The organism is Candidatus Erwinia haradaeae, from assembly GCF_900698925.1.
GTDB lineage: Bacteria > Pseudomonadota > Gammaproteobacteria > Enterobacterales > Enterobacteriaceae > Erwinia_E > Erwinia_E haradaeae_I.
The window spans coordinates 127,654-153,320 of sequence record NZ_LR217713.1 but is presented as its reverse complement, the minus strand read 5'-3'; the positions used below and the strand labels follow the sequence as shown (position 1 = coordinate 153,320).

The 25,667-nt window shown below is 28.6% G+C and carries 15 protein-coding genes and 1 tRNA gene; 4 read left to right on the top strand and 12 right to left on the bottom strand.

What is annotated here, in order from left to right:
* Positions 1–73: 73 nt before the first annotated feature.
* On the top strand, positions 74–1,177 hold the full coding sequence (locus HACICURV3402_RS00485; RefSeq protein WP_269472376.1) for a porin: 1,104 nt from the start codon (positions 74–76) through the stop codon (positions 1,175–1,177).
* A 35-nt stretch (positions 1,178–1,212) separates the two neighbouring features.
* Entirely contained in the window at positions 1,213–1,380 is a 168-nt protein-coding gene (locus HACICURV3402_RS00480; protein ID WP_157992422.1) for a hypothetical protein, read from the top strand.
* A gap of 2,762 nt (positions 1,381–4,142) precedes the next feature.
* Here HACICURV3402_RS00480 and fmt read toward each other — a convergent pair.
* The 3 genes from fmt to HACICURV3402_RS00465 all read right to left on the bottom strand — a co-directional run bounded on the left by fmt (position 4,143) and on the right by HACICURV3402_RS00465 (position 6,361).
* Entirely contained in the window at positions 4,143–5,081 is a 939-nt protein-coding gene (gene fmt, locus HACICURV3402_RS00475) for a methionyl-tRNA formyltransferase (protein ID WP_157992421.1), read from the bottom strand.
* A 31-nt stretch (positions 5,082–5,112) separates the two neighbouring features.
* The gene (gene def / locus HACICURV3402_RS00470) at positions 5,113–5,622 is read right to left on the bottom strand and encodes a peptide deformylase (protein WP_157992420.1); all 510 of its coding nucleotides are present in this window, start codon (positions 5,620–5,622) and stop codon (positions 5,113–5,115) included.
* A 651-nt stretch (positions 5,623–6,273) separates the two neighbouring features.
* Positions 6,274–6,361, bottom strand: a tRNA-Ser gene (locus tag HACICURV3402_RS00465).
* An 816-nt stretch (positions 6,362–7,177) separates the two neighbouring features.
* Here HACICURV3402_RS00465 and ribB point away from each other — a divergent pair.
* Both ribB and yihA read left to right on the top strand, forming a co-directional pair.
* Positions 7,178–7,822, top strand: coding sequence for a 3,4-dihydroxy-2-butanone-4-phosphate synthase (ribB, locus tag HACICURV3402_RS00460; protein WP_157992419.1), 645 nt, complete (start codon positions 7,178–7,180; stop codon positions 7,820–7,822).
* 2,622 nt (positions 7,823–10,444) lie between these two features.
* On the top strand, positions 10,445–11,089 hold the full coding sequence (yihA, locus tag HACICURV3402_RS00455) for a ribosome biogenesis GTP-binding protein YihA/YsxC (RefSeq protein ID WP_157992418.1): 645 nt from the start codon (positions 10,445–10,447) through the stop codon (positions 11,087–11,089).
* A 2,262-nt stretch (positions 11,090–13,351) separates the two neighbouring features.
* On the opposite strand, the gene smrB is transcribed toward yihA, so the two are convergent.
* The 9 genes from smrB to gyrB all read right to left on the bottom strand — a co-directional run bounded on the left by smrB (position 13,352) and on the right by gyrB (position 25,600).
* Entirely contained in the window at positions 13,352–13,894 is a 543-nt protein-coding gene (gene smrB / locus HACICURV3402_RS00450; RefSeq protein ID WP_157992417.1) for an endonuclease SmrB, read from the bottom strand.
* A 2,024-nt stretch (positions 13,895–15,918) separates the two neighbouring features.
* On the bottom strand, positions 15,919–16,881 hold the full coding sequence (gene rluC, locus HACICURV3402_RS00445; RefSeq protein ID WP_157992416.1) for a 23S rRNA pseudouridine(955/2504/2580) synthase RluC: 963 nt from the start codon (positions 16,879–16,881) through the stop codon (positions 15,919–15,921).
* A gap of 1,031 nt (positions 16,882–17,912) precedes the next feature.
* Positions 17,913–18,767: an RNA polymerase sigma factor RpoH gene (gene rpoH, locus HACICURV3402_RS00440; RefSeq protein WP_157992415.1), complete on the bottom strand. Its 855-nt coding sequence runs from the start codon at positions 18,765–18,767 to the stop codon at positions 17,913–17,915.
* A gap of 299 nt (positions 18,768–19,066) precedes the next feature.
* On the bottom strand, positions 19,067–20,713 hold the full coding sequence (gene yidC, locus HACICURV3402_RS00435; RefSeq protein ID WP_157992414.1) for a membrane protein insertase YidC: 1,647 nt from the start codon (positions 20,711–20,713) through the stop codon (positions 19,067–19,069).
* 18 nt (positions 20,714–20,731) lie between these two features.
* Positions 20,732–20,974, bottom strand: a complete 243-nt coding sequence (yidD, locus tag HACICURV3402_RS00430) for a membrane protein insertion efficiency factor YidD (protein ID WP_157992413.1) — start codon at positions 20,972–20,974, stop codon at positions 20,732–20,734.
* Positions 20,938–21,297 (bottom strand): ribonuclease P protein component, encoded by a 360-nt coding sequence (rnpA, locus tag HACICURV3402_RS00425; RefSeq protein WP_157992412.1) that lies wholly within the window; start codon positions 21,295–21,297, stop codon positions 20,938–20,940. The genes yidD and rnpA overlap by 37 nt, the downstream gene beginning before the upstream one ends.
* 7 nt (positions 21,298–21,304) lie before the next feature.
* Positions 21,305–21,454: a 50S ribosomal protein L34 gene (gene rpmH, locus HACICURV3402_RS00420; protein WP_157992411.1), complete on the bottom strand. Its 150-nt coding sequence runs from the start codon at positions 21,452–21,454 to the stop codon at positions 21,305–21,307.
* 691 nt (positions 21,455–22,145) lie between these two features.
* Complete coding sequence (gene yidA, locus HACICURV3402_RS00415) at positions 22,146–22,958, bottom strand: sugar-phosphatase (protein WP_157992410.1); 813 nt, start codon at positions 22,956–22,958, stop codon at positions 22,146–22,148.
* Between the two features lie 233 nt (positions 22,959–23,191).
* A complete protein-coding gene (gyrB, locus tag HACICURV3402_RS00410) occupies positions 23,192–25,600 on the bottom strand; it encodes a DNA topoisomerase (ATP-hydrolyzing) subunit B (protein WP_157992409.1) in 2,409 nt (802 codons plus the stop codon).
* Positions 25,601–25,667: the final 67 nt, after the last annotated feature.

Genomic DNA, 25,667 nt, shown 5'->3' with positions numbered 1-25,667 from the left:
ATCATGTAAAAAATTATTGTCGACAGAATGAGCTATCAGGTATCTAGACAATCACTCCAATGAGGTTAATAAAATGATGAAAAACAAAATTTTTGCAGTAGTGCTACCAGCCCTGCTTGCAGCAGGGGCCGCTAACGCTGAAGAAATCTATAATAAAGATGGTAATAAAATCAATCTATACGGTACTATTAATTTAGGTCATCAATTCTCTAAAAATCTAAACGATGACAATGATAACTCTTATCTTCGTTTTGGGTTTAAAGGAGAAAGTCAAATAAACGATTTTCTAACAAGTTACGGACAATGGGAATATAATATTCAAACCAATCTTCCTGAAACAGACGCTACATCAGGATCTCAAACACGTCTTGGGTTTGCTGGTGTAAAATTCTCTAATTATGGCACGATTGACTATGGTCGTAACTATGGAGTAGGTTACGACCCTTTATCATGGACCAACATCCTACCATCATCCGGCGGTAACTCTGCTTATTCTGATAATGGAATGGTTGGTCGATCTAATGATCTTGTCACCTACCGAAACAGTAATCTTTTTGGCTTACTTGACGGTTTAGATATTGCCCTGCAGTATCAAAGAAAAAATAATAATAATACACATTCTCATGGAATTCGTACAGAAAATGGAAGTGGTATGGGTAGTTCTATAACCTATGCTACTCCAGTCGGAGTAGCAATATCTGCGGCTTACACACATGCAGATCGAACAAAAGATCAAGAAGCAGCATACTTTGCTAATGGTAAAAAAACTGCTGAAACTTGGGCAACGGCAATGAAGTATGACGCACATAATGTTTATATAGCAGCAATGTATGGTGAAACTCGCAATAACACTTATATTAAAACTACGACTGAGTCTACTAAAAACGAAGGAATGGTTGACAAAGAACAGAAATTTGAAGCAGTTGCACAATATAAGTCTAACTGCGGACTTCGACCATCCTTGGCCTACCTTCAATCCATCGGAAAAAAAATTAGTAAATTAGGAAAACAAGATTTATATAAATACATTGATTTAGCTACCTACTATAATTTTAATTCTAAACTATTAACCTACGTAGATTACAAAATCAATCTATTGGATAAAAATGACTTTACTAGTAAAGCACAAATTAATACTGATGATACCGTAGGCGTTGGTTTAATCTATCAATTCTAATACCCATCGCACCATACAGGTCACACTGCGACCCTATGCACATTCAACGGGACTTAAGTCCCGTTGTCTTCATCGAAGAATCTATGATATTCGATGAGTATCAAAATAAAAGTATTACTCACTATATTGTTATTCTAAAAATTAATGACCTTCATCGTCTCTTAAAGAGGGTACACAATACCGATGATTTATTATTTAAATAAAATTATTTCAAAAAATAATAATTTTACAGATTATCTCTTGTGAAGAGATAAAATATAAAAAGATAAATCATCTTAATTGTATATATGAAAATATTTCAGAAATATATTTTAAACCATTAAATACAAAATCAAATATAATCAAAATCTCTTTTAGAGATAAAATAAAATCATTAATTAACTAGATATAGTTATAAAGTACAATTAATTTACCTATAATAAAGTATAATATATTAATATAATATTAATTATTGTTTCTCTAAAACTTAGATACAAGATAATTTATAAAAAAAGAATGATCTCTGTTAAAACAATTATAAATTTTCTTGAAATGATAAAATAACACAGTTGATCATTACTCCGAGTATACTAAAATATGAATTCATAATATATATAAAAATTTTGTCACTATAAAAAATCTAGTTTAACATACACACCGAATTCTTATGATTCCATGAAAATAACTAAAAAACTTAAACCAGTCATCTCAATATCTTCATGATGTACTGTGCATAACTAGCCTGGATAACCCAATAATATTAATATTGTATCAATACTTAATTCTGTCTTAATCTCTATGACTTGCAAAGTCTTGGCACAAGCTTTATTCTTAAGCTAAGAATAATTATTAATATAACTAAGACATGACTATATATTTTAACTTTCTATCTTTTTAGATCATGCTAGGTTATAAACGTCAACGCTCTATGATAGAAATATAACACCTTATATCTTAGATTTTCTCCCTAAATAGAGAAATAAAATTAATGCAATTATTTTGTAAAGTTCAGCAATGACAGGGAAAAATTTTTAGTTACCACAAATATTATATATCATAACTACTAATGCATACCTTTTACTCATAAAAATATAAAAAATTAAACTATACAGCGGAAATAAAGCAATATTCTTGGTATCCTTTTGATACATAAATTGTAAATTACTCTTAATACCGTTATCAGAACACAGACTTGTACAAAATTCAGATCATCAGAATAAATGGTGAAATATTAATTAATTAAAATTAGAAAATTAAAAAAAATATGTAAACATTATAGTTGATTCCTTTCCGCTATATAAAGACAATTTTAGTCATCAGAATATTTCTTCCCTATAAAAAAATCTATATATAATGTATACTAACATAATAATATTTATATTAGTGAAAATACACTACCAATACAAAAAACTTGTTTCGTTCTATCCATAAAACACTAAATACTTTTAATCTAAAAATCATAATAAGAATAGATAAAACAAAGATATATAGCCTTCAGACATACGTCTGAACTCCACCAGAAACTCACTCAAATCTTATCTCAGTCATCCAAAGACACAATTCTTAGTAGTGCTTTTGTTATGCAAAAAATTTCAATAATCATCCTATATTTGTATTTTAACTTATGATCATTTGACCTCTATATGTGAGTAATTACATGAGTTTAGAGTAATCAAATTTAGTTTTTTTAACTAGACTAGATCTTTCTACTAGTCATTCTGGTGATTATTCAATCTATATAGATTGAAATCCTACATCAAAGAATTCAGAGTTCTAATTAACTGTATTTGTACTAAAAAGGTTTGCTTATATTTTTTATTAACTCATTAATCTAGAAGTTAAATTATTAAAATATTTCTTTAAAGAAGATGAGTTAACATATATTATGTTCAAATCTATAATACAGTATGAATTATCCTGGAGATGCGATATCTACTTTGATATAATAAATCAAATATTTTTCTTAAAATATAGAAAAATAAACTTGCCATTGTTCAGTTCTCATTAAATTCTAATCTGATATAGAAAATTTATGGAAAAACTATATGTTGATTATAAAAAACTCAAAATATTGAAATATTATATTCAATTAAATTATAAAGAAATCAAGTTCTCTAAGCAATGTTATCTCATATTTATTAAGAAATAAAAATTTAACCTTAATTTCTAACTAGGTCATAATAAAACGAACTAAACTCAAAATAATCCATACCAATATAACTAATTATACTGAATAATTTCTTATCGACATTTTTTGCATATCATGAGAGACAAGATAAAATAACTAATCATTACGGCAGGTTATTTACTTAAAAAAACATTATATTTAATAATATTGAACACACTGATTTAATATTTCTATTAAATACATAATATATTTTATATATAATCCATCATATCTAAATTTAGTTTTACTATCCCTATTAATCTAATATATAGTTTATTATCTTCTATAAACTAATATAGTTCAATAATCTAACTTGGTTCTTATCTAAAAAAATTTCAATCAAACTCTAAAATTACAGTCGATTCTTTTAATAACCATTAAAACATATTTAATTATATAAATAATATATGATAAAAAATTAATCGTGGTACATGGACTCTAGTTTTTTATCTCAAAACCCTTATAGATAACAAACTAATAATGAGTTATCTATTTGTAATAAAGAAAAATTCTCACAACATCACTAAAAAGATAAAACTCCATTAACAATAAATAGTAACCACATTAATAATAAAAAACAAAAACATATAAAGAATGATCCTCAAGATCATAAAACGATCTTTATCTATTTCAACCCACTTATTAATGGTTAATAAATAATATTTTCTTAAAAAAATTCTATATAAATCCTATTTTTTATATTTGATAAAAAATTTTAGATAATTTAAAAATATAAAATTAAAAAAGAACCATGCGATTTTCTAAAGAACAAAATTTCCTTGTAAAAATATAAGATTACCACATTCATTCATCTTAATATTAAATAATGACACTTCCAGGAATAAAAAATTTATAACGAGAATTAAGTAAGTCCTGGGCTTGTATAATCTTTTTGCCAGAAATTTGTAATTCTTCTAAGTTAAGAATGCCATCAGAAGACATAACTTGAATACCATTTTTATCCGCTCTTATAATCTGACCCGTTAAATAACCACTTACAGATGGAAAAACAGAAGCCCTCCATACTTTTATCAACGTGTTGTTAACCAGAAAGTAGCTACCAGGCCATGGGTTAAAAGCACGGATGCATCTCTCTAACTTTGTAGCAGATTCTGACCAATTAAGACGAGCTTCTTCTACTCTTATTTTACTGGCGTAACTAACCCGTGTTTCATCTTGTTTCCAAGCCCTATCAGTTTTTCTTTCTAACATGTCTAATGTTTTGAGCAAACTAGTGACTCCTAAATTAGCTAATTTATTAGCTAGTGTAGCAGTAGTATCACACGACTCAATAGGACATACTTGTTGATATAAAATATCCCCAGCATCTAATTTATCATTCATGCGTATAATAGTAACTCCGGTTTCTCTATCACCAAAACATAATGAACGCTGAATAGGTGCAGCCCCGCGCCATGATGGTAATAATGAAGCATGTACATTAATACAACCAAAACTTGGTACTTCTAAAATACTTTTAGGCAATATTAGACCATAAGCAACAACAATCATAATATTGAAGTTAAATGAAGAAATTAATTCCTGAGCCTCCGGACTATTTAGAGATTCTAGTTGTAAAATAGGTATTTTATTTTTCTCTGCTAACTGTTTAACGGAATTAATAGTCATCTTTTTCCCTCGACCAGATGCTTTATCTGGCTTAGTTAAAACACAGACAATTTCTTTTCCAGAAGAAAGAAGCGCAGACAGATGACGAACAGCAAAATCAGGGGTACCAGCAAACATGATACGTAGCATAATAAAACAACCCCTCTCTACACCGAATAAACTAAATATGTGACTGTTGACGATAAATTTTTTCCAATCTTTGACGAATACGATAACGCTTTATAGGAGATAAATAATCAATAAACAATCTTCCTATAAGATGATCTAATTCATGTTGAATACAAATAGCTAGCAAACTACTTGCTTCCAATTCATAGCTTTGACCACTACGGTCTAGTGCCCTAATTTTTACCTTATTAAAACGCAATATCTGAGCTCTTTGATCGGGAACAGATAAACAACCTTCCTCTGTCATTACTTCAGAACTCTTTTCTAAAATCTTCGGATTAATTAACACCAGTTGTGAACTTCGATTTGCAGATATATCAATAACAACAATACACTGGTGAATATTAACTTGTGTGGCAGCCAGTCCAATACCCATATTTGCGTACATGGTATCAAACATATCATCAATAATACGATGAGTATGATTATCTACGTTTAGTACCTTCTTCGCAGAAAAACGGAGACGATCATCGGGAAAATGTAATAGATTTAAAATAGACATAATTTTCCATATTAATATAAATTAATAACAAACCTATTCTTACACAGAGGAGGCATATAAAATAATTATCAACCATTTAATATTTTATCTATTTAAGAGATAAAAAATTTTTATATTGAAGATTCAGATAAAAGAAAATAATAATTCATGCAATCAATAAAATTGCAATAATTATATACGTTAAATCTATCAAAATAAAAGGAGCTACATTCCAATTTAGCCTTATGTGAAAATATATAGTTAATCTTACTCAATCTATCTAGCTAGAAATTTTATTTCATGTATAGATTCTTCTATAAATTACCATACGTTCACTGCAAGAATATGAACGAATTGATATTCATAGTAATGATAAGTAATAATAAAACAATAATATATTATTCTTTTTCATATAAAACTGAAAAAATCTGTAATATTAATCTAAATCCAATTGCATGTTACACTATCACTATTTTTTTAGATAATCTATCCTCTCATTCCAAAATAATTACATACAATAAATTAAATAAATACATGCTGTCTATGTATAATAATAAATAAAATTATTCCGATTTCAGTCTTTAAAAAAATATGAACTATAATTACTTCAGTTTACTCCTCTTATATTATATAAAGTAAATTTTGATTTTTTTAATCATAAACTACATGTAGTGGCGGAGGAGCAGAGATTCGAACTCTGGAACAGTTGCCCGTTTCCGGTTTTCAAGACCGGTGCCTTCAGCCACTCGGCCACTCCTCCAAACTAACTGTACTATAAACATCAACAAAAGACATGTAAAGAAAATTTTATGCTTGTCAAAAAATCAATAAAAAAACTGATATTACAAACTATAACCTCATTTTAACTATAAAGTTGGTTTATAATTTATTCTTATGAAAATAAGAACCCTTGACTTAAAGAATTATGTTAAATATCTATTCATATTGTAATCTCTGTAGTTGATTCTAACATACTATCCAAACTTAATCATCGAGAATAAACTATCATAAATCTATCTAGATTTTAATCTAATCTTCTTTACCATACACAATCGAACTAAACCAGTAAAATGAAAATCAAATTATTATTTTTATATTATTTCCTCACAAAGAAATATTATTCACAATAAACCTATACAATACACATCAAATGACACGATTGAAGTGTTATATTAGAATAGCTCAATACAATAGAACATATAAAATCTAGACTCAATTAAGATAATGCTTACCTCACCTCTCTAATAGTATCTTAGAATTATACTTAATGAATAATGCATATCACAGTAAATAGACTTTATAATATTTTCTCCATTGCTCTGTTTCATTTTCAGAGCTATGATCACCAGATGATACTTAAAAATAGATAAATCATTAAATTATTCTCAAAAATTAAGAATACTTGATTTATTCTATAAAATAATAAATTTATTATTTTAGAATAAATAAAAAAGCATCTAATAAAATTTCTAAGAGTCATACTAAGAATCTCAATATTCCCTATGATTTTTCACTACATAAATTATCCGCAATGATCTTGGTTCAAGTCATCTCACTATTCACAAAGGTTTTTACTATGACTCAGTTTTTACTTTCTAGATTTGGCACACCTACACAACGTGTACGTCAAGCCATTCAAGCGCTATACTCAGGTCGCGGTGTAATGGTCTTAGATGATGAGCTTCGTGAAAACGAAGGAGATATGGTTTTTGCTGCAGAAAAAATGACTGTAGAACAGATGGCCATGGTTATACGATATGGAAGTGGTATTGTCTGTTTATGTCTTAATGAGAAACGCCTCAAACAACTTGATCTTCCTATGATGGTAGAAAATAATACCAGTACTTATGGCACTGCTTTTACCGTTACTATTGAAGCAGCACATGGTGTCACAACTGGAGTATCTGCTTTCGATCGTTTAACTACTATTCGAACAGCTATTGCTGATAACGCACAACCAAGTGATCTAAATCGACCTGGACATGTTTTTCCTTTACGTGCTCAGCCCGGTGGTGTCTTAACTCGTTGCGGACACACTGAAGCTACTATTGACTTAGTCACACTAGCAGGTTGCAAACCCGCAGGTGTATTATGTGAACTTACTAATGATGACGGCTCCATGGCGCGAACTATAGAAGTAATTTCCTTTGCTAATCAACATCATATGCCAGTCATGACTATTCAAGATTTAGTATCTTATCGGCGTGGTGATCAAATATAATCAAGAAAATAACTGAAACTTGAACTTATGTGCATTGATGATTTAAAGAAATCTACATACTGTTTAAAAAACTACAATAGAATCTTTTAATATAACCCTATCTATAAAACTATACATTATAATAATTATATATCACGGATCAATATATGAAAAAAATAATCTATATTCTAATTTTTAAATTATAATTAATATAAAATTTGTTTATTAACTATCACTATCACTTTAACTTCTATACTCTTGCCTGGTCTCAATTTAAAATATAAAGAAAGATGCACATAAGACGCTATATATTAAATTATTCTAATATTCTACCGAATACTAAAAAAATATACACGGCAGAATCTAGAAAAAAATTATCAATGATAATTACAAACAAATCACATTATACACATAAAATAACTTATATAAGTTAATAAATGAAAAAATTAAAACGCATGCAAATAAATGTAAAAAATATCAAATAACTACTTTTTAAACAACAATCAACCGACAAACATAATCTATAAATTATTTTTTAATATATTTATCTTGTATCTTACAGGCGAATCAATCATCTGGTAATGTAGATCATTCTCTAATAATATTACCTATAAATAATATACGGTTAAAAAATCTAACATCTATAATTAGTTGTTTCTATAACCTCAAATACTATATACTATATAATATACTTTAATATCGAAAATTAAAAACTAATCAAAGTTATCTTGTTTATTAACAATATGATATACAGAACACAAGTAACTCACCCCCCCCCCAACGGACTATTAGTATAGTATTAAAGATCATTAAATAACCCATTCTACATAAGTAATATAGACAACTTCTTATTTGATAAGAAACACATCAATTCTTAGAGTATAATAATCTTAGAGTATAATAATTTATTCTATTGTTATAAAACACAATAGACCTAACTAGATTTTATATATAGAATAAATATTTAAAAAAATTTTATAATCTTTCTCTAAAATGATTCACTTATCTAATTACTATTTATTACTAATTTCTTAATAAAATCCGAAATGTAACAATTGATACCAACAATACGTCATCTGATGACTAAATTAAAAATAATTTTATATAATCCTTTTATATTTATTAAAACCCTGAGATTTAGTATAATCAAAAGTAATAACGAAAACTTTCAAGTTACCTGTTAATAACTATGACGAAAATAAAAATTTTAATTATACTTAACATGCTACTTTAATTCACATTACATTAATAATTTCATTCTAATCATCATATTATATGACATGATATAATCATGGCATATTGAAACACATTAGTTTAATCATTTTTCTATCATTCTGCGTTTTAGACACACCATTCAATATTGTTTAATATAACTCTACTGATCTTACCATAAATATAAAAAAGAAATAATCTTGTTATCGTACTATAATGCTCTGGCTTTCCTAAAGAATATAAATTCATAGGTATACTATTATTATTGTTTTTCTCCAGACTCTATGCTTCTTAACTAATATCTTACCTAGAATATAATATGTAATTGTCTCCTAATCAAACTTAACAAAACACTATTTAATTTTATTCAAGACATCCATGTATACCCATTGAGAAAACATAAACAACGAACGCTATAGGTCATTAGTGGACTTGGCAGTTAGTAGAGCTACCTATAAAATAATATAGTACACTTAAATAGATTTTCTTAAATATTCAATGCAATAGAAAAAACAAATATCCTATTAAACTAAAAAACGAAGAAACTGAACGATAAAAAAATCTATAAACTAAATACGTCTAGATATCAATATCCTATATATTCTTATCTTATATAGATAAGATAAAGAAACAATCTTAATTCTGTTGTTCTCTTAATTCTATATAACAGATCTCAAATAGTAATTACTTAATTACTAGTTATAACACCTTATACTAATATAGATGCTATCGTTTTAAAAAAACCAATAACTTGATTCAGTGATAAATCTTATTATAATAATAAAAAATTCATATATGTGAATAGTCTTCTGAAAGTAATTAAATGAGAGATAATTAAAAAAACTAACATCAGAATGCTAGATAACATTTATAATTATATATATAATTAGATACGTATCCCAGTACGCTTAAAAAAAGAAATATCTATCTATAGATATCCTATTAATTCATGAAATGATACTAAAATTAATGTAATATTAAATTTAGTACAATAAAGAAAGATTTGAAAAAATCAAGACATTCTAAAAAAGAGATATCCTATAAGGAATATACTATACTTAATTTCCAACACATTAATTAATAATCTTTAGATCACCAATCAAAGAAAATTTCTTTATCTCTTGATAATACATTTTCAATTATTACATATATTAGATTAGTTACTAACTTGTGTAACCAATAATTAAAAACTGTAGAATACCACAGAGCTATTTTATTACTGCCTGTCTGATTCACCCAGCTCTGTGACAAACAACACCAAAACTTCAATTATAAACAATAAATTTCATACAACATCTTTAATTAACTCAAAAATGATAAATTAAAACTGTAGATTCATCATACAATCAAACGATCTAACTTATTATGCATTTTACAAAAATTTATTGTTAGATATAACAATCTATAATTTTATGAATCTGGAAACAAATTGTGTCTTACTATGATTATAACCTCACCTCTTTTCTAACCAGCGCACCTACTATTCATCATTTACCAGATGATGTAGGTATAGAAATCGCTTTTATCGGTTACTCAAATTCTGGAAAATCTAGCGCACTTAATGCATTAACAAATCAAAAAAAACTTGCACGAACAAGTAAAAAACCTGGTTGCACACAATTAATCAATCTATTTCAAATTACTGAAGGATATAAGCTGGTCGATCTACCTGGTTATGGTTATGCAAAAATTCCAAAAAAAATGAAAATAAAATGGAATAATACTCTAACCCAGTACCTAAGATTTCGAAACTGTTTACAAGGACTATTAATCCTTATGGACATACGTTATCCTTTAAAAGACCTTGATAAAAAAATTATATCATGGGTTCAAGAAAATAGACTACAAACACTTATTCTACTTACTAAATCAGATAAATTAAGTACTACAGCGAGTCATGCGCAACTGATCGCAGTACGTCAAGAAATTAAAAATTTTAGAGACATTATACAGGTTGAACTTTTTTCTGCAAAAAACAATATAGGAATTCATATCTTACGAAATAAGATGGACAGCTGGTATCGCAACGATGCTCACATACAAAATAATAGATTAATACCTCTAAAACTGATCTAGAAAACTAATTTAATAGATATCTTATCTTTTTAATATCAGTGACTTTTATTTTTTAGAACGGTTTTGTTGTAAACATGCTATAATTTTTATTTTGAATAACTAAAAATATTTACCCTTATAGTCCTAATATGGCAATATCTAAACATAAAAAAGATTGTATAAACTCTTATTTTTTCTACTAATACATTAAACGATATTAATAGAAAATTGCTACACAATGTAGAATTCCATAAATCAATATTAATTTTATTATTGAAATTAGATTTCAATGGCTTTATTTTAAATCTAAATACTAACAAAAATTAAACAATATGCATGTATACCACCTATAAACTTTTTTAACCAAGAACCTAATCTCAATCATTCATTATTTGAGATGACCGAAGAAAGAGTTATCTATATAAAAATAATGATCCCCATATCTAAACCTTAATGTATCATATTTGATAAAAATATTGATTTCTAAACAAAACAACCAATCCCAACTAACAACCCATCTTTGATTACATACAGATATAGAGAAAATAAAAACCTTACTAAAACATTCAAACCATCATGTATTTTAATTTACATAAACTATTTAATTCTATGAAAAATAATCACTAGCTAAATTTAGATAAAAGAATTTGCACTTATCAGCGATGCTAGGTCTGACCTATTACAATTAAAATATAGATAAAATTTTTTAACTAAGAACATGAAATTTATGTTAAAAAAAAATAAAATCATCAATTCTGTTTAATAAATACAAAATCTACTATTCCTGGAATATCTATATCTTAATATCCAAAATAATTAAAAACTATTAAATAGCTATATTCATAGTAATACTCTGCTTATCTAGTTATTATTATTAATAATTTATTATAGTTAATATAGACAATCCATCAAACTATTATATAAAATAATCATAGCTAACTATATTCTCTGATATAGTTTCTATGACATTCAAAATTAATTTGATGATCTCTTATTACGTCTATTTTTGTTCAAACTAAAACTAATTATATAATATCTAATCAATTTTATTTAAAATAAAATATAAAAAAACTAGATATTATACTCTTAATACTTGTAAGTAAAAATAAATACAAAATTTATCGTCTAATGCAACTGATCTCTAATAGCACTCACTTTTATTTATTCAAACTAAAATAATATGACTGATACTCATAAAACATATAATAATATTGATGATATACGATTTTACTAATATGTAAACATAGATTATTGTTCTTATCAAAATGATTTTATGTACATAAAATCATTTTTAATATTAAAAATTAAATATTTTAAATACTGAAATAAGTATTTAAAAACTATGTACTAAATAAGATATATTTACATAGAATGTATTCTATGATTACCTAAAAAAATCAATATCATTAATAATAAAAAATGGTTTTTTTAGTTAACTAACTATAAAAGATTTTAATAACTCAGAATATTGATTCCACATAAATCATATTATATACTTTTCTATATTATAAAAAAACTACAAAGAGACAAAATTATATCATTAACTTACCTTCACCTAACTATGAAAAATATAAAAATATCTACATATAATGTAGCCATAAAAACAGCGTAATTATCATTCATGGGAAATAGGTAATATAATCTATACAAATATAATAATTTTCCAGCTTATTCAGGGTTTGCCTAAAAAAACCTAACAATATATAATGCAAAAAACTTCTATCTAAAAAATACTAAGATTAGTATATTGACAATCAAACATCGACTAAAAATATTTTATATATCCTACTAGGCAGTTTCTATAATCATTGCTAAAAACTTATTTAAAATAAATAAAACAAATAAATTATTACTGCAATAGATAAAAATCTATGCCACCAGTTTGGATCCACTCACTAAAAAATATATTTCTATATTATATACTATAGAAAATAAATAAAAAATTAAACCAATCCATATAAAGTAATTAATAAAATATCAAATTACCAAAATTAATTATAATTTAAAATATATTAAATAAATATTATAAATAAAATTAACATAACTCTACTATAAAGTATTTTAAAAATAAATTAACCCCTTGGTTCATAAACAATAGTTTGAACTAATCAGAATAACTGCTCTTTCAGTACATACAAACATTGAAATAACATAGCATTACTTGAAGAAAATCAAAATTATCTTATCTTAGTAAGAAAATTATAAGAAAAGAAGTAATCTATAACTTTAAAAATATTCATACTAGTATAAATTTTCATCACTATACAAATAGTCTAAGATAATCTATCGATACCAGTCGATCACTTCAATTAATACCAATAAAGCAGCGCTACCACCAAACTGCTTAGGTGCTTGATGAAATGCCATCACTAACGGATGTTGCGCCAACCAAAGAGGAGTCTTTTTCTTAAGAATATTTTTACCATGACCATGTATTATATGTGTGCAATAAAAATTCTCCCGGTTACATGTTGTAATTAAAGCGCTAAGTTCCTTTTTTGCCTCAACTTGTGTTAATCCATGTAGATCCAAAACTATATCTGGTATATAATCTCCACGACATAATTTTTTCAACTCATAACGATTTACATCATTACGTATATAACGCAATGCACCCTCAGTAGAAATGAGGGGATGAAATTCATCAGAAAAATAATAACTGGACTCTCTTTTTACTGGCTGATTCTTTTTATCTTTTCTTTGATACACTTTATTGCGTGAAGATCTATGTACTATGGTGTCCTGTACAAATCGACGCGTATCGTACATTACTCTACGAAATAATATAGATTCTTCCTCAAGATCCATCTTATCCTTTTTTCTCATTACTATAACCACTCTTGTTTAAAGAAAATTAAGATAGAATAACCCCTTATCAACATAAATGGATCAGTATAACTGAATTCAATGTAAATGAGTGATTAACATAAATCAATATATATTAGGATGTGCAAGACAATAATTGAATCTTCAATATAAAGATAGTAAATGAATAAATTCTCTTACAATATGAAAAATTCAGTTAAAAAACTAAACAAATCAATACTTATTCAGCAATTGTAATTCTTATCTTTATTTATAAAGGTCATTTACACAAATATATAATGTCCTTACAATATAGAAAAGATAAAAGACATAAAAATCAAAATAACATATCTAGACAAACTTTTGTTATTTTTCTACATCATAGATCTTCTATCAATAATTACCCATATACATTTCTGAATTTATTAGTCACGTCAGAAAATAGTCGTTAATAAGCATCTTAATTATTTGTTATAAAATAAATACCAACCAAGTACCCTGCTTCAGAACATAATCCTATTATTTAATTCTACATATCATCTTCCACATCACGAAACTTAGTTTTCATTACTAGAAGAAAGAATAAATACAAATAACTATAGTGATAATTATAAGTAAATTATTTAAACATTATAGTGATCATACTAATGACTTCTTATAGAATACAAATAGACAATAAAACTAGTTGGTCATGCAAAGAAATACTTCTCACTTACAAGTGCTCAGGGTTGTCTATATTGAAGTATAAGTATCTCACTTTACAGACAGACTCGTAATAATCTCAATCAACTTCTTTATTTACTATAGTAAGTCTGTATAGTTCCATATCATAGAACAAAAATAAATTCACTCGAAAAGTCTAGGATATCATTTAGAATATACTTTATTTTGCCTAAAAACATGAGAGTATGTCGTTGACTTTTAAGTTTAAGTACACAGATCTTATCAGTAATTTATTACTATCTACCAATTTATATGTTTGATCTAGTTAAAATGATAACTAATAGATCTAGTGAATATAATACATATCTGTCTACAACTTTATACTTATTCAATATTTTACTATCTTTATTCTTAACAATATATCAATATTTAAACAATCAACAATACTATATACTAACTTATTCATCTTTCGTGATAAATAAATAAAAACTTTATTCCTCACTCTTAGTAAGTTATTTCCATTTATCATAATGCTTATATTAATATAAATATTTTATGTTACATATATCATTACTATCAGAGATATACCATAATAAATAGTTAGCAAAAAATATAAAACCCTTTCCTTTCAAAAAAAAATCGATCTGTTTCCTTATGTATATATACTTCAATTTAAATCCAGACACTTCTATTTACGACGTATTATTTTCTAATCTAATTATGTTTATTAACAATATTGCAAGTCAATAACGTTTCACTTCTTTCCATTAAAAATGAATTAATTACCAAAATTTATTAAATATTAATTTCAAGAAAAATAATTTTATTATGTCATTCTATAACATATCAATCTACTATAAATAATATAGATATTAAGAAATATCTTTTTAATTAATGAAAAATTAAATAAAAAAAAATGAATCTTAATACAACGCTTAATGCCATTATTATTTAAATAAAAATAAAAATGTACCCATACCATGAGTCTTATATTTTTGTATTAAAAAAAACTAAAACATAAAAATAATGTTAAAACGTTCATTAATCACTTTGATTTCATTAAATATAAATAATTTCATCTAAGTTTATCAACTTAGATGAAATATAAATAACATATAACTTATCCTCTCTCTATAAACATAGAAGCTATTACATTTATATAAGAAATTAAACGTATTTTCGGATTTAAAAATTCTCGCTCAATGCTGCTCATATATTTTATCAAAAAATCGCCTAACATGAGAGTATAATTTTTAAGAAAATATTATACATTGCTATTTGCTTTTTAATAGAAAGTTATCTTTATCTCATATGATAACATCATATCGCGACTATTTTCTTATGTAGTTAAAATTTATATCAAACATTGATACAATCTATACTCAAATATTCATACGAAGTGTAATTAAAACATTTTCTAATTTCTGATCAATAGGAGCTTTAATACACATGATTTTTCTGGTATTAGGATGAGTAAAACATAAACTAGAAGCATGTAAAAATAAACGTTTCAACCCTAACATGCTGACATATTCGTTAAAAAAAGAATTGCCATAAAGATTATCTAACGCAATAGGATGCCCCGCGTGCAATGCGTGTACACGAATCTGGTGCATCCTCCCTGTAAGAGGACGAGCTTGAATTAAGGTAGCTTGTTTAGAGTAATATTCTTTTACTTGAAATAATGTTTGAGATGATTTTCCTTCCTCACATACCCGCACCTCTTTCTGATACCCTTTTCCAGAATGTTTTGAAAGAGGCGCGCTTACCGCTGTAATATCTATAGGCCATTGACCTTGTACTAATGCTAAATAATATTTTTTTACCCTCTTTTCACGAAGCTGCTCATGTAAATCACGTAGTGATGAACGTTTTTTTGCTACTAACAATAGGCCTGATGTATATCGATCAAGACGATGAACTAGCTCAAGAAAATACTCATCTGGCCTAGATGCACGTAAAACTTCAATAACACCAAATCTTAAACCACTCCCACCATGGACAGCTATACCTGCTGGTTTGTTAAGTATTACAATATATTCATCTTCATAAATAATAGAATTTTCTACTAAAAACGTCTGTGCGGAGCCTACCTTAGTTGAAGAAACTCCTTTTCCCACTTCTTTTGACCAAACTCGAGGAACTCGTATAGTATCTCCATTAATTAATTTATATTTTGGTCTAATACGTTTTTTATTTACTCGCACTAATCCTTTGCGTAGAATCCGGTAAATCATACTTTTAGGCATAACTTTTAACTGAGTAAATAAAAAATTATCTACGCGTTGGCCCTCCATATCAGATGATATAGTAATAAAAGATACAGGTTGAATTTTATGAACCATACAAGACCATTATGAACAATTTAAGTTAATTTATATTTAAGTATTAATAATAAAACATGCATTAACTTAATTAATGTTGATGAAAAATATTTAACAATAAAAATCCCAAAAATTTAGATCTATTAAATAATGATTAACTTTTTATTTTATTCATCTATCTGAAAAAGATCCACACTCTGAAACTTTCAATCAGACAACCATGTAAATATCTTTTCTCTTGTTAATAAAATAATAAGTACAGTTAATAGTACAAATATAAAAACCTGCTATCTCAATACCTGGATAGATCAATAAACTATAGACAGAACTCATATTATATAAAACGATTATTATATTATCGTTAATAGATTATCTATAATAGATAATAAAAACATTAATCGAGAATCAATACAAAAACTATAGCATATAATCAAGTGTTATTATATGAAATAACATTTCTATTAACATTGAAATTAGTGACACTCGTATATATATTCAATCAAAAAATGTTATCTTTCTATTTTTATAGAAAGAATGTATTATATTTACTTCTAAATATCTAATTTGCATCTATTTATATTCAATTACTACCATACAAAATAAAAAATTTTTCTTTTCTACTATCTCTATAGTACCAATAAATAAATGTTAAAATTTCTCGCTATTATTCTGTAAAGATAAAAAATCACTTTATGATATCATACCGTATTAACATAACTATAGAAAAATGAATACTTCTACTGATTTAATATTAGATTTTTCGTCTATATAAGATGATCCAATATCATTCTTACTAAACAACTATTTTATTCATAATAGTAAGCTCACTATGACGATCAAGAAATTAAAGTTTGTACCTCTTTATAGATAGGAATGAAAATATAATACTATTTATTCCATATCATACAATACTGATTGCATTCTCACTCTTTGTCTTATTTTAAAAATAATGTGAATCATTATCTTAATAATCTATATAAATGTGTTCCTGTTCATTCATTATTATAAATGATAATAACTGTTTATCTTCATGATCAATATTGAAGTATATATTACGCCTCAATAGCTCCTCTAAGTTTTTTCATAGCATTCTTTTCAATCTGACGAACCCGTTCAGCAGAAACACCATACTGATTAGCTAAGTCCTGTAGAGTAGTTTTACTATTATCATCTAACCATCGAGAACAAATGATATGCTGACTCCGATTGTCTAATCCCTTTATCGCTAAACCAAGTTTATCAGCAGCATAATCACCCCAGTTGTCTTCCTCGATACCATTAGCAAAATCAGAGGACCTATCCTGTAAATAACCAATAGGAGCCACTAATCCAGCTTCTATTTCATCATCTGGTCGTGGATCAAAAGTTAAGTCTTGTGCAGCCATTCGGGATTCCATTTCACGAACATCTTTACTGCTCACGCCTAATTCTCTTGCAACCATTTCCACTTCATCCTGATTAAACCAACCCAATCGTTTTTTAGTCTTACGCAAGTTAAAAAACAACTTACGTTGAGATTTGGTAGTAGCAACCTTAACAATACGCCAATTGCGTAATACGTATTCATGAATTTCTGCTTTAATCCAGTGAACTGCAAAAGAAACTAATCGCACTCCCACTCCTGGATTAAAACGACGCACAGCTTTCATTAGACCAATATTGCCTTCCTGAATTAAATCTGCTTTCGGAAGACCATAGCCAGCATAATTGCATGCTATATGAACAACAAAACGAAGATGAGATAAAATCAAAGTTTTAGCTGAAACTAAGTCACCATTATAATGCAATCGTTCAGCTAACACTTTTTCCTCTTCTGCTGTTAACATTGGCCAAGAATTAGTTGATCTAATATATGCATCCAAATTACCCAAAGGAGAAATAGCGAAAGTTTGTATTTCTTTAGTCATTCAAACCCTCTCCGTTTTTATATAACAAAAAATAACTCAACAAATACCTCATTTTTAAATTTCTCTGCATACAAAAGAATTATGTATTCTCTACTACATATTATAGAATTCTTACCAAGTTTCTCTTGGAGAAAATACTACCTAAACATATCGAGTATATCTCTATTATAAATCAACCATGAATATAACTATACTATATAATAAAAAATTATCTGTATTTTCTGTGTCATAATAACTGCTCTTTTATTTTGTACCTTGATTGAAATCTGAATCTATATATTTTAGTATTAAATGAATACTTATGTTTTGTTTTTATCGCGACTATGTAACCCACGCTTTTCTAACTCACGATAAATAATGTGTTGTTGTAACATTGTAACCAAATTACTGACAATATAGTATAAAACTAAACCAGAAGGAAAATATAAAAAAAAGAGCGTAAATATAGCCGGCATAAAAGTAATAATGTTTTTCTGCATCTGATCTGTGACAGTAGTCGGTGACATTTTCTGAATACAAAACATAGTCATGCCCATCAAAATCGGAAGTATATAATAAGGATCTTGTGCAGATAAATCCTTAATCCATAAATAAAATGACGCATGACGAAGCTCAACCGAAGCCATCAACATATAATAAAGACCTAAAAAAATAGGCATCTGAATAAATAATGGCAAACATCCACCTAACGGATTGACTCGCTCTATTTTATAGAGCTCGATCATTTCTTGACTTAAACGCTGTTTATCATTACCACAACGTTCTCGCATTTCCTGAATTTTTGGTTGCAAAATACGCATTTTTGCCATAGAAGTATACTGAGCTTTAGTCAAAGGGTACGTAATAGCACGTACAATAAAAGTAATAGCGACAATTGAAAAACCCCAATTATGAATAAAGCTATTTATAAACTTTAAAAGTTTAAAAAGTGGTTGTGAAATAAACCATAACCAACCATAGTCAACCGTAAGATCCAAATATGAAGCAGTCTTTGCCATGCTTTCCTGAATTTCTGGACCAACCCATAAAGTCGAAACCAAAGTCCTGGTTCCACCTGGATGAATAGTTACAGGTCTAGATTTATAACCAATAGCTGCGATGCCATTACCTAGGTTACTAGTATATAAAATATTATTTCCGATAGTCTGCGGAATCCAAGTGACAGCAAAATACTGTTGAAGCATGGAGACCCAACCATTAATAGTAGTTATATTAAGATTTTTATTATCTTTAATCTTGTCAAATGAATATTTCTCATACTTTGATTGCAAACTAGAATAAGCTGCACCTCGAAAGGTCTGTAAAGCAAAATTTTTGCTTGTATTATCACGATCTTTTGGTAAGTCTATACTTTGTTTTATTTGTCCAAACATGGATAACTCTAAAGAATGTTCGGTCGGATTACTTATATAATACTCAACTCTTATTGCATAATCACCACGATGCAAAATGAATGTTTTAGTGTATGTCACATTATTATCTGCTGTAAAGGTCAATGGCACTCGAATCTCATCCTGATCATCACCTATCTTAAAAGAATGACCTGTACTAATATAGAGAGGCCTAGATCCATTACTTAAGCTATCTGGTCCATTACGACCAATTAATCCGCTTTGTGCCTGATATATGAAATCTGGTCTAGATTCTAAAAGCAAAAAAGGAGATGATGATCCTAATTTATCCGGATAAGATAGTAATGCCGCCTGATTAATATCCCCTCCACGTGTATTAATTTTTAATGATAGAACATCAGTTTGAACAGTAATCACCGGATCCAACCCGATGCCAAAGATATTCTCATCTGAGTGAGAATCTACTTTTTGATTAACGCTAGATAACGGACTAGGTTCCCATCCCTTAGAGGGATGGTTTCTTTCCCATATTTGCCAAATCATAAATAATATAAATAAAAAAGCGATAAAAAAAAGATTACGCTGAAAATACATTATTAATATTCTCTAGTATCAATGCTTTTGTGGAGGTATTGAATCATTGTGATCAATATTATAAGGATGACATTTTAGTATCCGCTTTGTTGCTAACCAACTCCCTTTGATCACTCCAAACCTTCGTAAAACTACAATAGTATATTGTGAGCAGGTTGGATCGAATCGACAATGTGGTCCGATACATGGACTAATTATAGACTGATACAATCGTATTAATAAAATCAGTATTTTTGATGCAAACGATAATGATGATGCCATAATCTCTCCAAGATCCCAGTTAACTCATTATTGTCAACCTTGCTGACACCAATTTTAGCTATAACTATAAAATCCATTTCGGCTAATTGGTATTGATTCTTACGAAAACTATCTCTAATCAATCTCTTCACGCGGTTACGCTCATGGGCATACTTTATATTCTTTTTAGAAACAGTTAACCCAATTCTTGGGTGATTTCGCTTATTAAAGCGACTAAGAATAGTGATATATCTAGTACTTACCCTCTTTGGATATTCAAAAACAAACTTAAAATGCCTAGTAGTTAACAACCTTAACTCTCTTGACAATCCAAATTGACTCATAAAATAGTTAGCGCACAGAATGAACAATAGTAAGACGTGATCGCCCTTTAGCCCGTCGACGAGATAAAATATCACGACCATTTTTATTTGCCATGCGAACACGGAAACCATGTGTACGATTTCTTTTTAAAATAGATGGTTGAAAAGTACGCTTCATTCTAATTTCCGCCTAAAATAATATGGAATGGATATTCCATCCTTTAAAAAAATAAAAATAATAGTATATCAATTTCTATGTAAAACATATTTTAATCAAAATATATTCGAGAGTCAATCCACTTAAAATATTACCTAAAGACAATTACTCCTCATCGCTCATTTAACTATTAATTAAGCTAAAAAATTATAAGAAAATGGATGATATATAATACCAATCAACCTCCTTTATCTGAAAAATCTAGATAAAATCACATTTAACATTTAACTGTAGTATTATCATACATATTATACCTATCTTATTTTTTTTAATTGTACATTCCACAAACATCAACTATTTTCTTGTAGCTCTTTATAGTATGCATACACCTATAATAATCAAACTCATTTCTTTTATTCACGAAGATCACTGGACTTATCTCTACCAAAATATCAAACTTAATTAAAATCAATAATTTCTTTTAAAATACTCATTTCAAAACCAACCACAACGTTGCCTCTGATAAATTACTTCGATTTAATAACTCCATAATACAATAGAAAAGTACTTGAATATCAGTTCTCTTGCACATCATTAAGAACTTGTTATCAGAAAAATATTAAAAATTATCAATTTCTTTCTGAAGAAAGAAGATAGAAATTAACAAACACAACTACATAATCAAATAGCAATATTAAATACTTGTGCATCTCTAAGTCGCTAAAAACTTTTCAATGGCTCTAGCAACACCATCTTCTTGATTACTATTAGTTACAAATTTTGCTGTCTCTTTGACTACATCAATGCCATTTCCCATTGCAACACTGGTTCCTGCATATTCTAACATGGCAAGATCGTTTTCTTGATCGCCAATGGCCATTACTTCGTTCCTAGTCAAACCCATCTTTTTGGCTAAAAAAGACAAGCTAAGTCCTTTATTTACTTGTTTGTTCAGAATCTCAAGATAACAAGGTGCACTTTTCATTATATTAAATCGTTTAAATACTTCTGCAGGTAAGCTAGCAACTGCAGAATCTAAACATTCTGACGAATCAATCATCATTAACTTAGGAAACATTAAATTAGAATCCATATTACTAACATCACAATACCGAAGAGGTATACCAGTCATCCAAGCTTCACGAATAGTATATTTACTAATATCCTTATTAGATGTAAACATCTCTGTTTTGCTGAATGCCTGAAAGTGAACACCCAAGACACGAGATAAACGTTCACAGTAAAGATAATCATTAAAAGTTAACAAGACTTCTAATAGAGACTCTCCATTCACTGCGTTCTGTACTAACGCGCCGTTATTAGTAATACAGTACTGGCCATCTCTGTTTAATTCTAACTCTTTTAGATAACGCTGTATGCCAATAAACGGACGTCCAGTAGCTAAAATTATAGCCACTCCTCTCCGATTCACTCTACGTATAATCTCTTGGACTCGTAATGTTATCTCACGCTTTGGGTTTAAAAGGGTACCATCTACATCAATTGCAATTAACCTAATCGCCATACTATCCTCAAAATACTATAATATTTCTGCATGCTGACAATGTAAGCATAACCAGTATTGGTGATACCAGGTACAAAATAACAACATCACCACCGATCTCCACCTTTTATACAATCTATAATAATTAGATCCTTCTCTGATATGTTTTATGCTTAATACTTCCGTCTAACTATTCAAGACAACGACTTAATAAGCTATCTAAGTCAACCAAAACCCTATATCAGTTATTCGGCTTAAATATCAAGATTCGATACCTTCAAAGCATTTTCCTCAATAAACGCACGGCGTGGCTCTACTATATCACCCATTAAAGTGGTGAAGATCTGATCAGTTGCAACCACATCATTAATAGTGATTAATAACATTCTACGACTCTCTGGGTTCATTGTTGTTTCCCATAATTGCTCTGGATTCATTTCTCCTAAACCCTTATATCTTTGCACCATAAGACCACGACGTGATTCTGCTTCCAACCAATTTACAGCCTGCTCAAAACTAGAAACAGACTGATAACGCTCACCTCGTTGGATGTATGCATCCTTGTTTAGTAAATCACGAACCTGTTCGCCAAAAAAACATATCCTATGATACTCATCACTACAAATAAATTTCTGATCTAAAAAATAATCTATATTAATACCATGTATCCATCCACGCACAATAGGTATAAAAATATTTAATTTATGATCTTCAAATATGATACCTTGATATTTACTTCCATCTTGATCATGAAAATTCAGATATTCCACTAAAAGATACAACCAATTCTTCACCACTTCTTTTTCTGTTAAATTATGCAAGGTAGGGTGGTAAATAAGTGCATGGAGGATTGAGGAAGGATAAACATATTCCAATTTTTCTATCACTCTCCGTGTCTGATAGAAAGCAAGTACTAAATTTTCTAATTTTTTCCCACTTAATAACTCACCTCTTCTTCCAATATAAAGAGTAGCAGAATCAAGAGCTGTGGTCATTTGATACGACTCCATCTCCTCATCATCCTTAATATATTTCTCAATTTTACCTCTCTTAACCTTATAAAGAGGGGGTTGTGCTATATAAAGGTGTCCACGCTCAATAATTTCTGGCATGTGTCGATAAAAAAAAGTCAATAAAAGTGTGCGAATGTGCGCTCCATCTATATCAGCATCAGTCATAATGATAATATTATGATATCGTAACTTATCTGGGTTATATTCATCCCTGCCAATTCCACACCCTAAAGCAGTAATTAAAGTTGCAACTTCTTGAGAAGCTAACATCTTATGGAAACGCGCTTTTTCTACATTAAGAATCTTGCCCTTTAATGGGAGAATAGCTTGAGTCTTACGATTACGTCCTTGCTTAGCGGAACCTCCAGCTGAATCCCCCTCTACTAAATAGAGTTCAGATAAGGCCGGATTCCTTTCTTGGCAATCCGCTAATTTACCAGGCAAACTACCTAAATCTAACATACCCTTACGACGAGTTATTTCACGTACTCGACGAGCTGCTTCACGTGCTCGTGCCGCATCAATAATTTTGCCAACTATGATTTTAGCATCAGATGGATGCTCCAGAAGATAAGAAGAGAATAGTTCATGCATTTGTTGCTCAACTACGACTTTTACTTCAGAAGAAACGAGTTTATCTTTTGTTTGTGATGAAAATTTTGGGTCTGGTGCTTGAATGGATACCACTGCAATGAGACCTTCTCGAGCATCATCTCCTGTAGTATTAACTTTAGCTTTCTTTGTGTATCCTTCTTTTTCCATATATAAATTAATAGTGCGAGTCATAGCTGTACGAAATCCAGACAGATGCGTCCCTCCTTCACGCTGTGGGATGTTATTAGTAAAACAATAAATATTTTCCTGAAAACCACTATTCCACTGCAAAGCTATTTCTATACCAATATTATTTTTCTTAGTAGAAAAATAAAATATATTAGGATGAATTGGGGTTTTATTCTGATTAAGATGTTGAACAAATGCTTGAATACCTCCTGTGTAATGATAATGATTCTTTTTCCCATCACGAAGGTCTTCTAATTTAATTACCACTCCAGAATTAAGAAATGACAATTCTTGTAACCGTCTTTCTAAAATTTGGTATTCAATATTCAATATATTAGTAAATGTGTCATGACTTGGCCAAAAACGGACACAAGTGCCTGTTAATTCTGAGTCTCCTATAATATCTAATGGGGCTTGCGGGGCACCATTGAAATAAACCTGATAATACACCTTACCTTCACGCCAAATTGTTAGCTCTAATTTTTTAGATAAAGCATTGACTACAGAAACACCTACACCATGCAAACCACCAGAAACTTTATAAGAATTATCATCAAATTTCCCACCAGCATGAAGCATGGTCATAATTACTTCAGCGGCAGAAATACCTTCTTCCTCATGCAATCCAGTAGGAATACCTCGTCCATTATCTTGTACCGATACAGAATAATCCGGATAAATAGTTACAATAATACTTGAGCAATAGCCGGCAAGAACTTCATCAATAGCATTATCTACAACCTCAAATACCATGTGATGAAGGCCAGTACCGTCATCTGTATCACCAATATACATGCCAGGGCGTTTTCGTACTGCATCTAACCCCTTTAAAACCCTAATACTAGAAGAATTGTAAATATTCGACATCAAATTTTCTCACATTTTGATCTTGCGGTGAAATCACCATTTCGCCCCTTCTGCCTTAAATACTATT

Bases quoted from the DNA above. Each gene is read 5' to 3' on its own strand.
- HACICURV3402_RS00485 (WP_269472376.1), top strand. From the start codon at position 74: ATGATGAAAAACAAAATTTTTGCAGTAGTGCTACCAGCCCTGCTTGCA.
- HACICURV3402_RS00480 (WP_157992422.1), top strand. From the start codon at position 1,213: ATGCACATTCAACGGGACTTAAGTCCCGTTGTCTTCATCGAAGAATCT.
- fmt (WP_157992421.1), bottom strand. From the start codon at position 5,081: ATGCTACGTATCATGTTTGCTGGTACCCCTGATTTTGCTGTTCGTCAT.
- def (WP_157992420.1), bottom strand. From the start codon at position 5,622: ATGTCTATTTTAAATCTATTACATTTTCCCGATGATCGTCTCCGTTTT.
- ribB (WP_157992419.1), top strand. From the start codon at position 7,178: ATGACTCAGTTTTTACTTTCTAGATTTGGCACACCTACACAACGTGTA.
- smrB (WP_157992417.1), bottom strand. From the start codon at position 13,894: ATGAGAAAAAAGGATAAGATGGATCTTGAGGAAGAATCTATATTATTT.
- rluC (WP_157992416.1), bottom strand. From the start codon at position 16,881: ATGGTTCATAAAATTCAACCTGTATCTTTTATTACTATATCATCTGAT.
- rpoH (WP_157992415.1), bottom strand. From the start codon at position 18,767: ATGACTAAAGAAATACAAACTTTCGCTATTTCTCCTTTGGGTAATTTG.
- yidC (WP_157992414.1), bottom strand. From the start codon at position 20,713: ATGTATTTTCAGCGTAATCTTTTTTTTATCGCTTTTTTATTTATATTA.
- yidD (WP_157992413.1), bottom strand. From the start codon at position 20,974: ATGGCATCATCATTATCGTTTGCATCAAAAATACTGATTTTATTAATA.
- rnpA (WP_157992412.1), bottom strand. From the start codon at position 21,297: ATGAGTCAATTTGGATTGTCAAGAGAGTTAAGGTTGTTAACTACTAGG.
- rpmH (WP_157992411.1), bottom strand. From the start codon at position 21,454: ATGAAGCGTACTTTTCAACCATCTATTTTAAAAAGAAATCGTACACAT.
- yidA (WP_157992410.1), bottom strand. From the start codon at position 22,958: ATGGCGATTAGGTTAATTGCAATTGATGTAGATGGTACCCTTTTAAAC.
- gyrB (WP_157992409.1), bottom strand. From the start codon at position 25,600: ATGTCGAATATTTACAATTCTTCTAGTATTAGGGTTTTAAAGGGGTTA.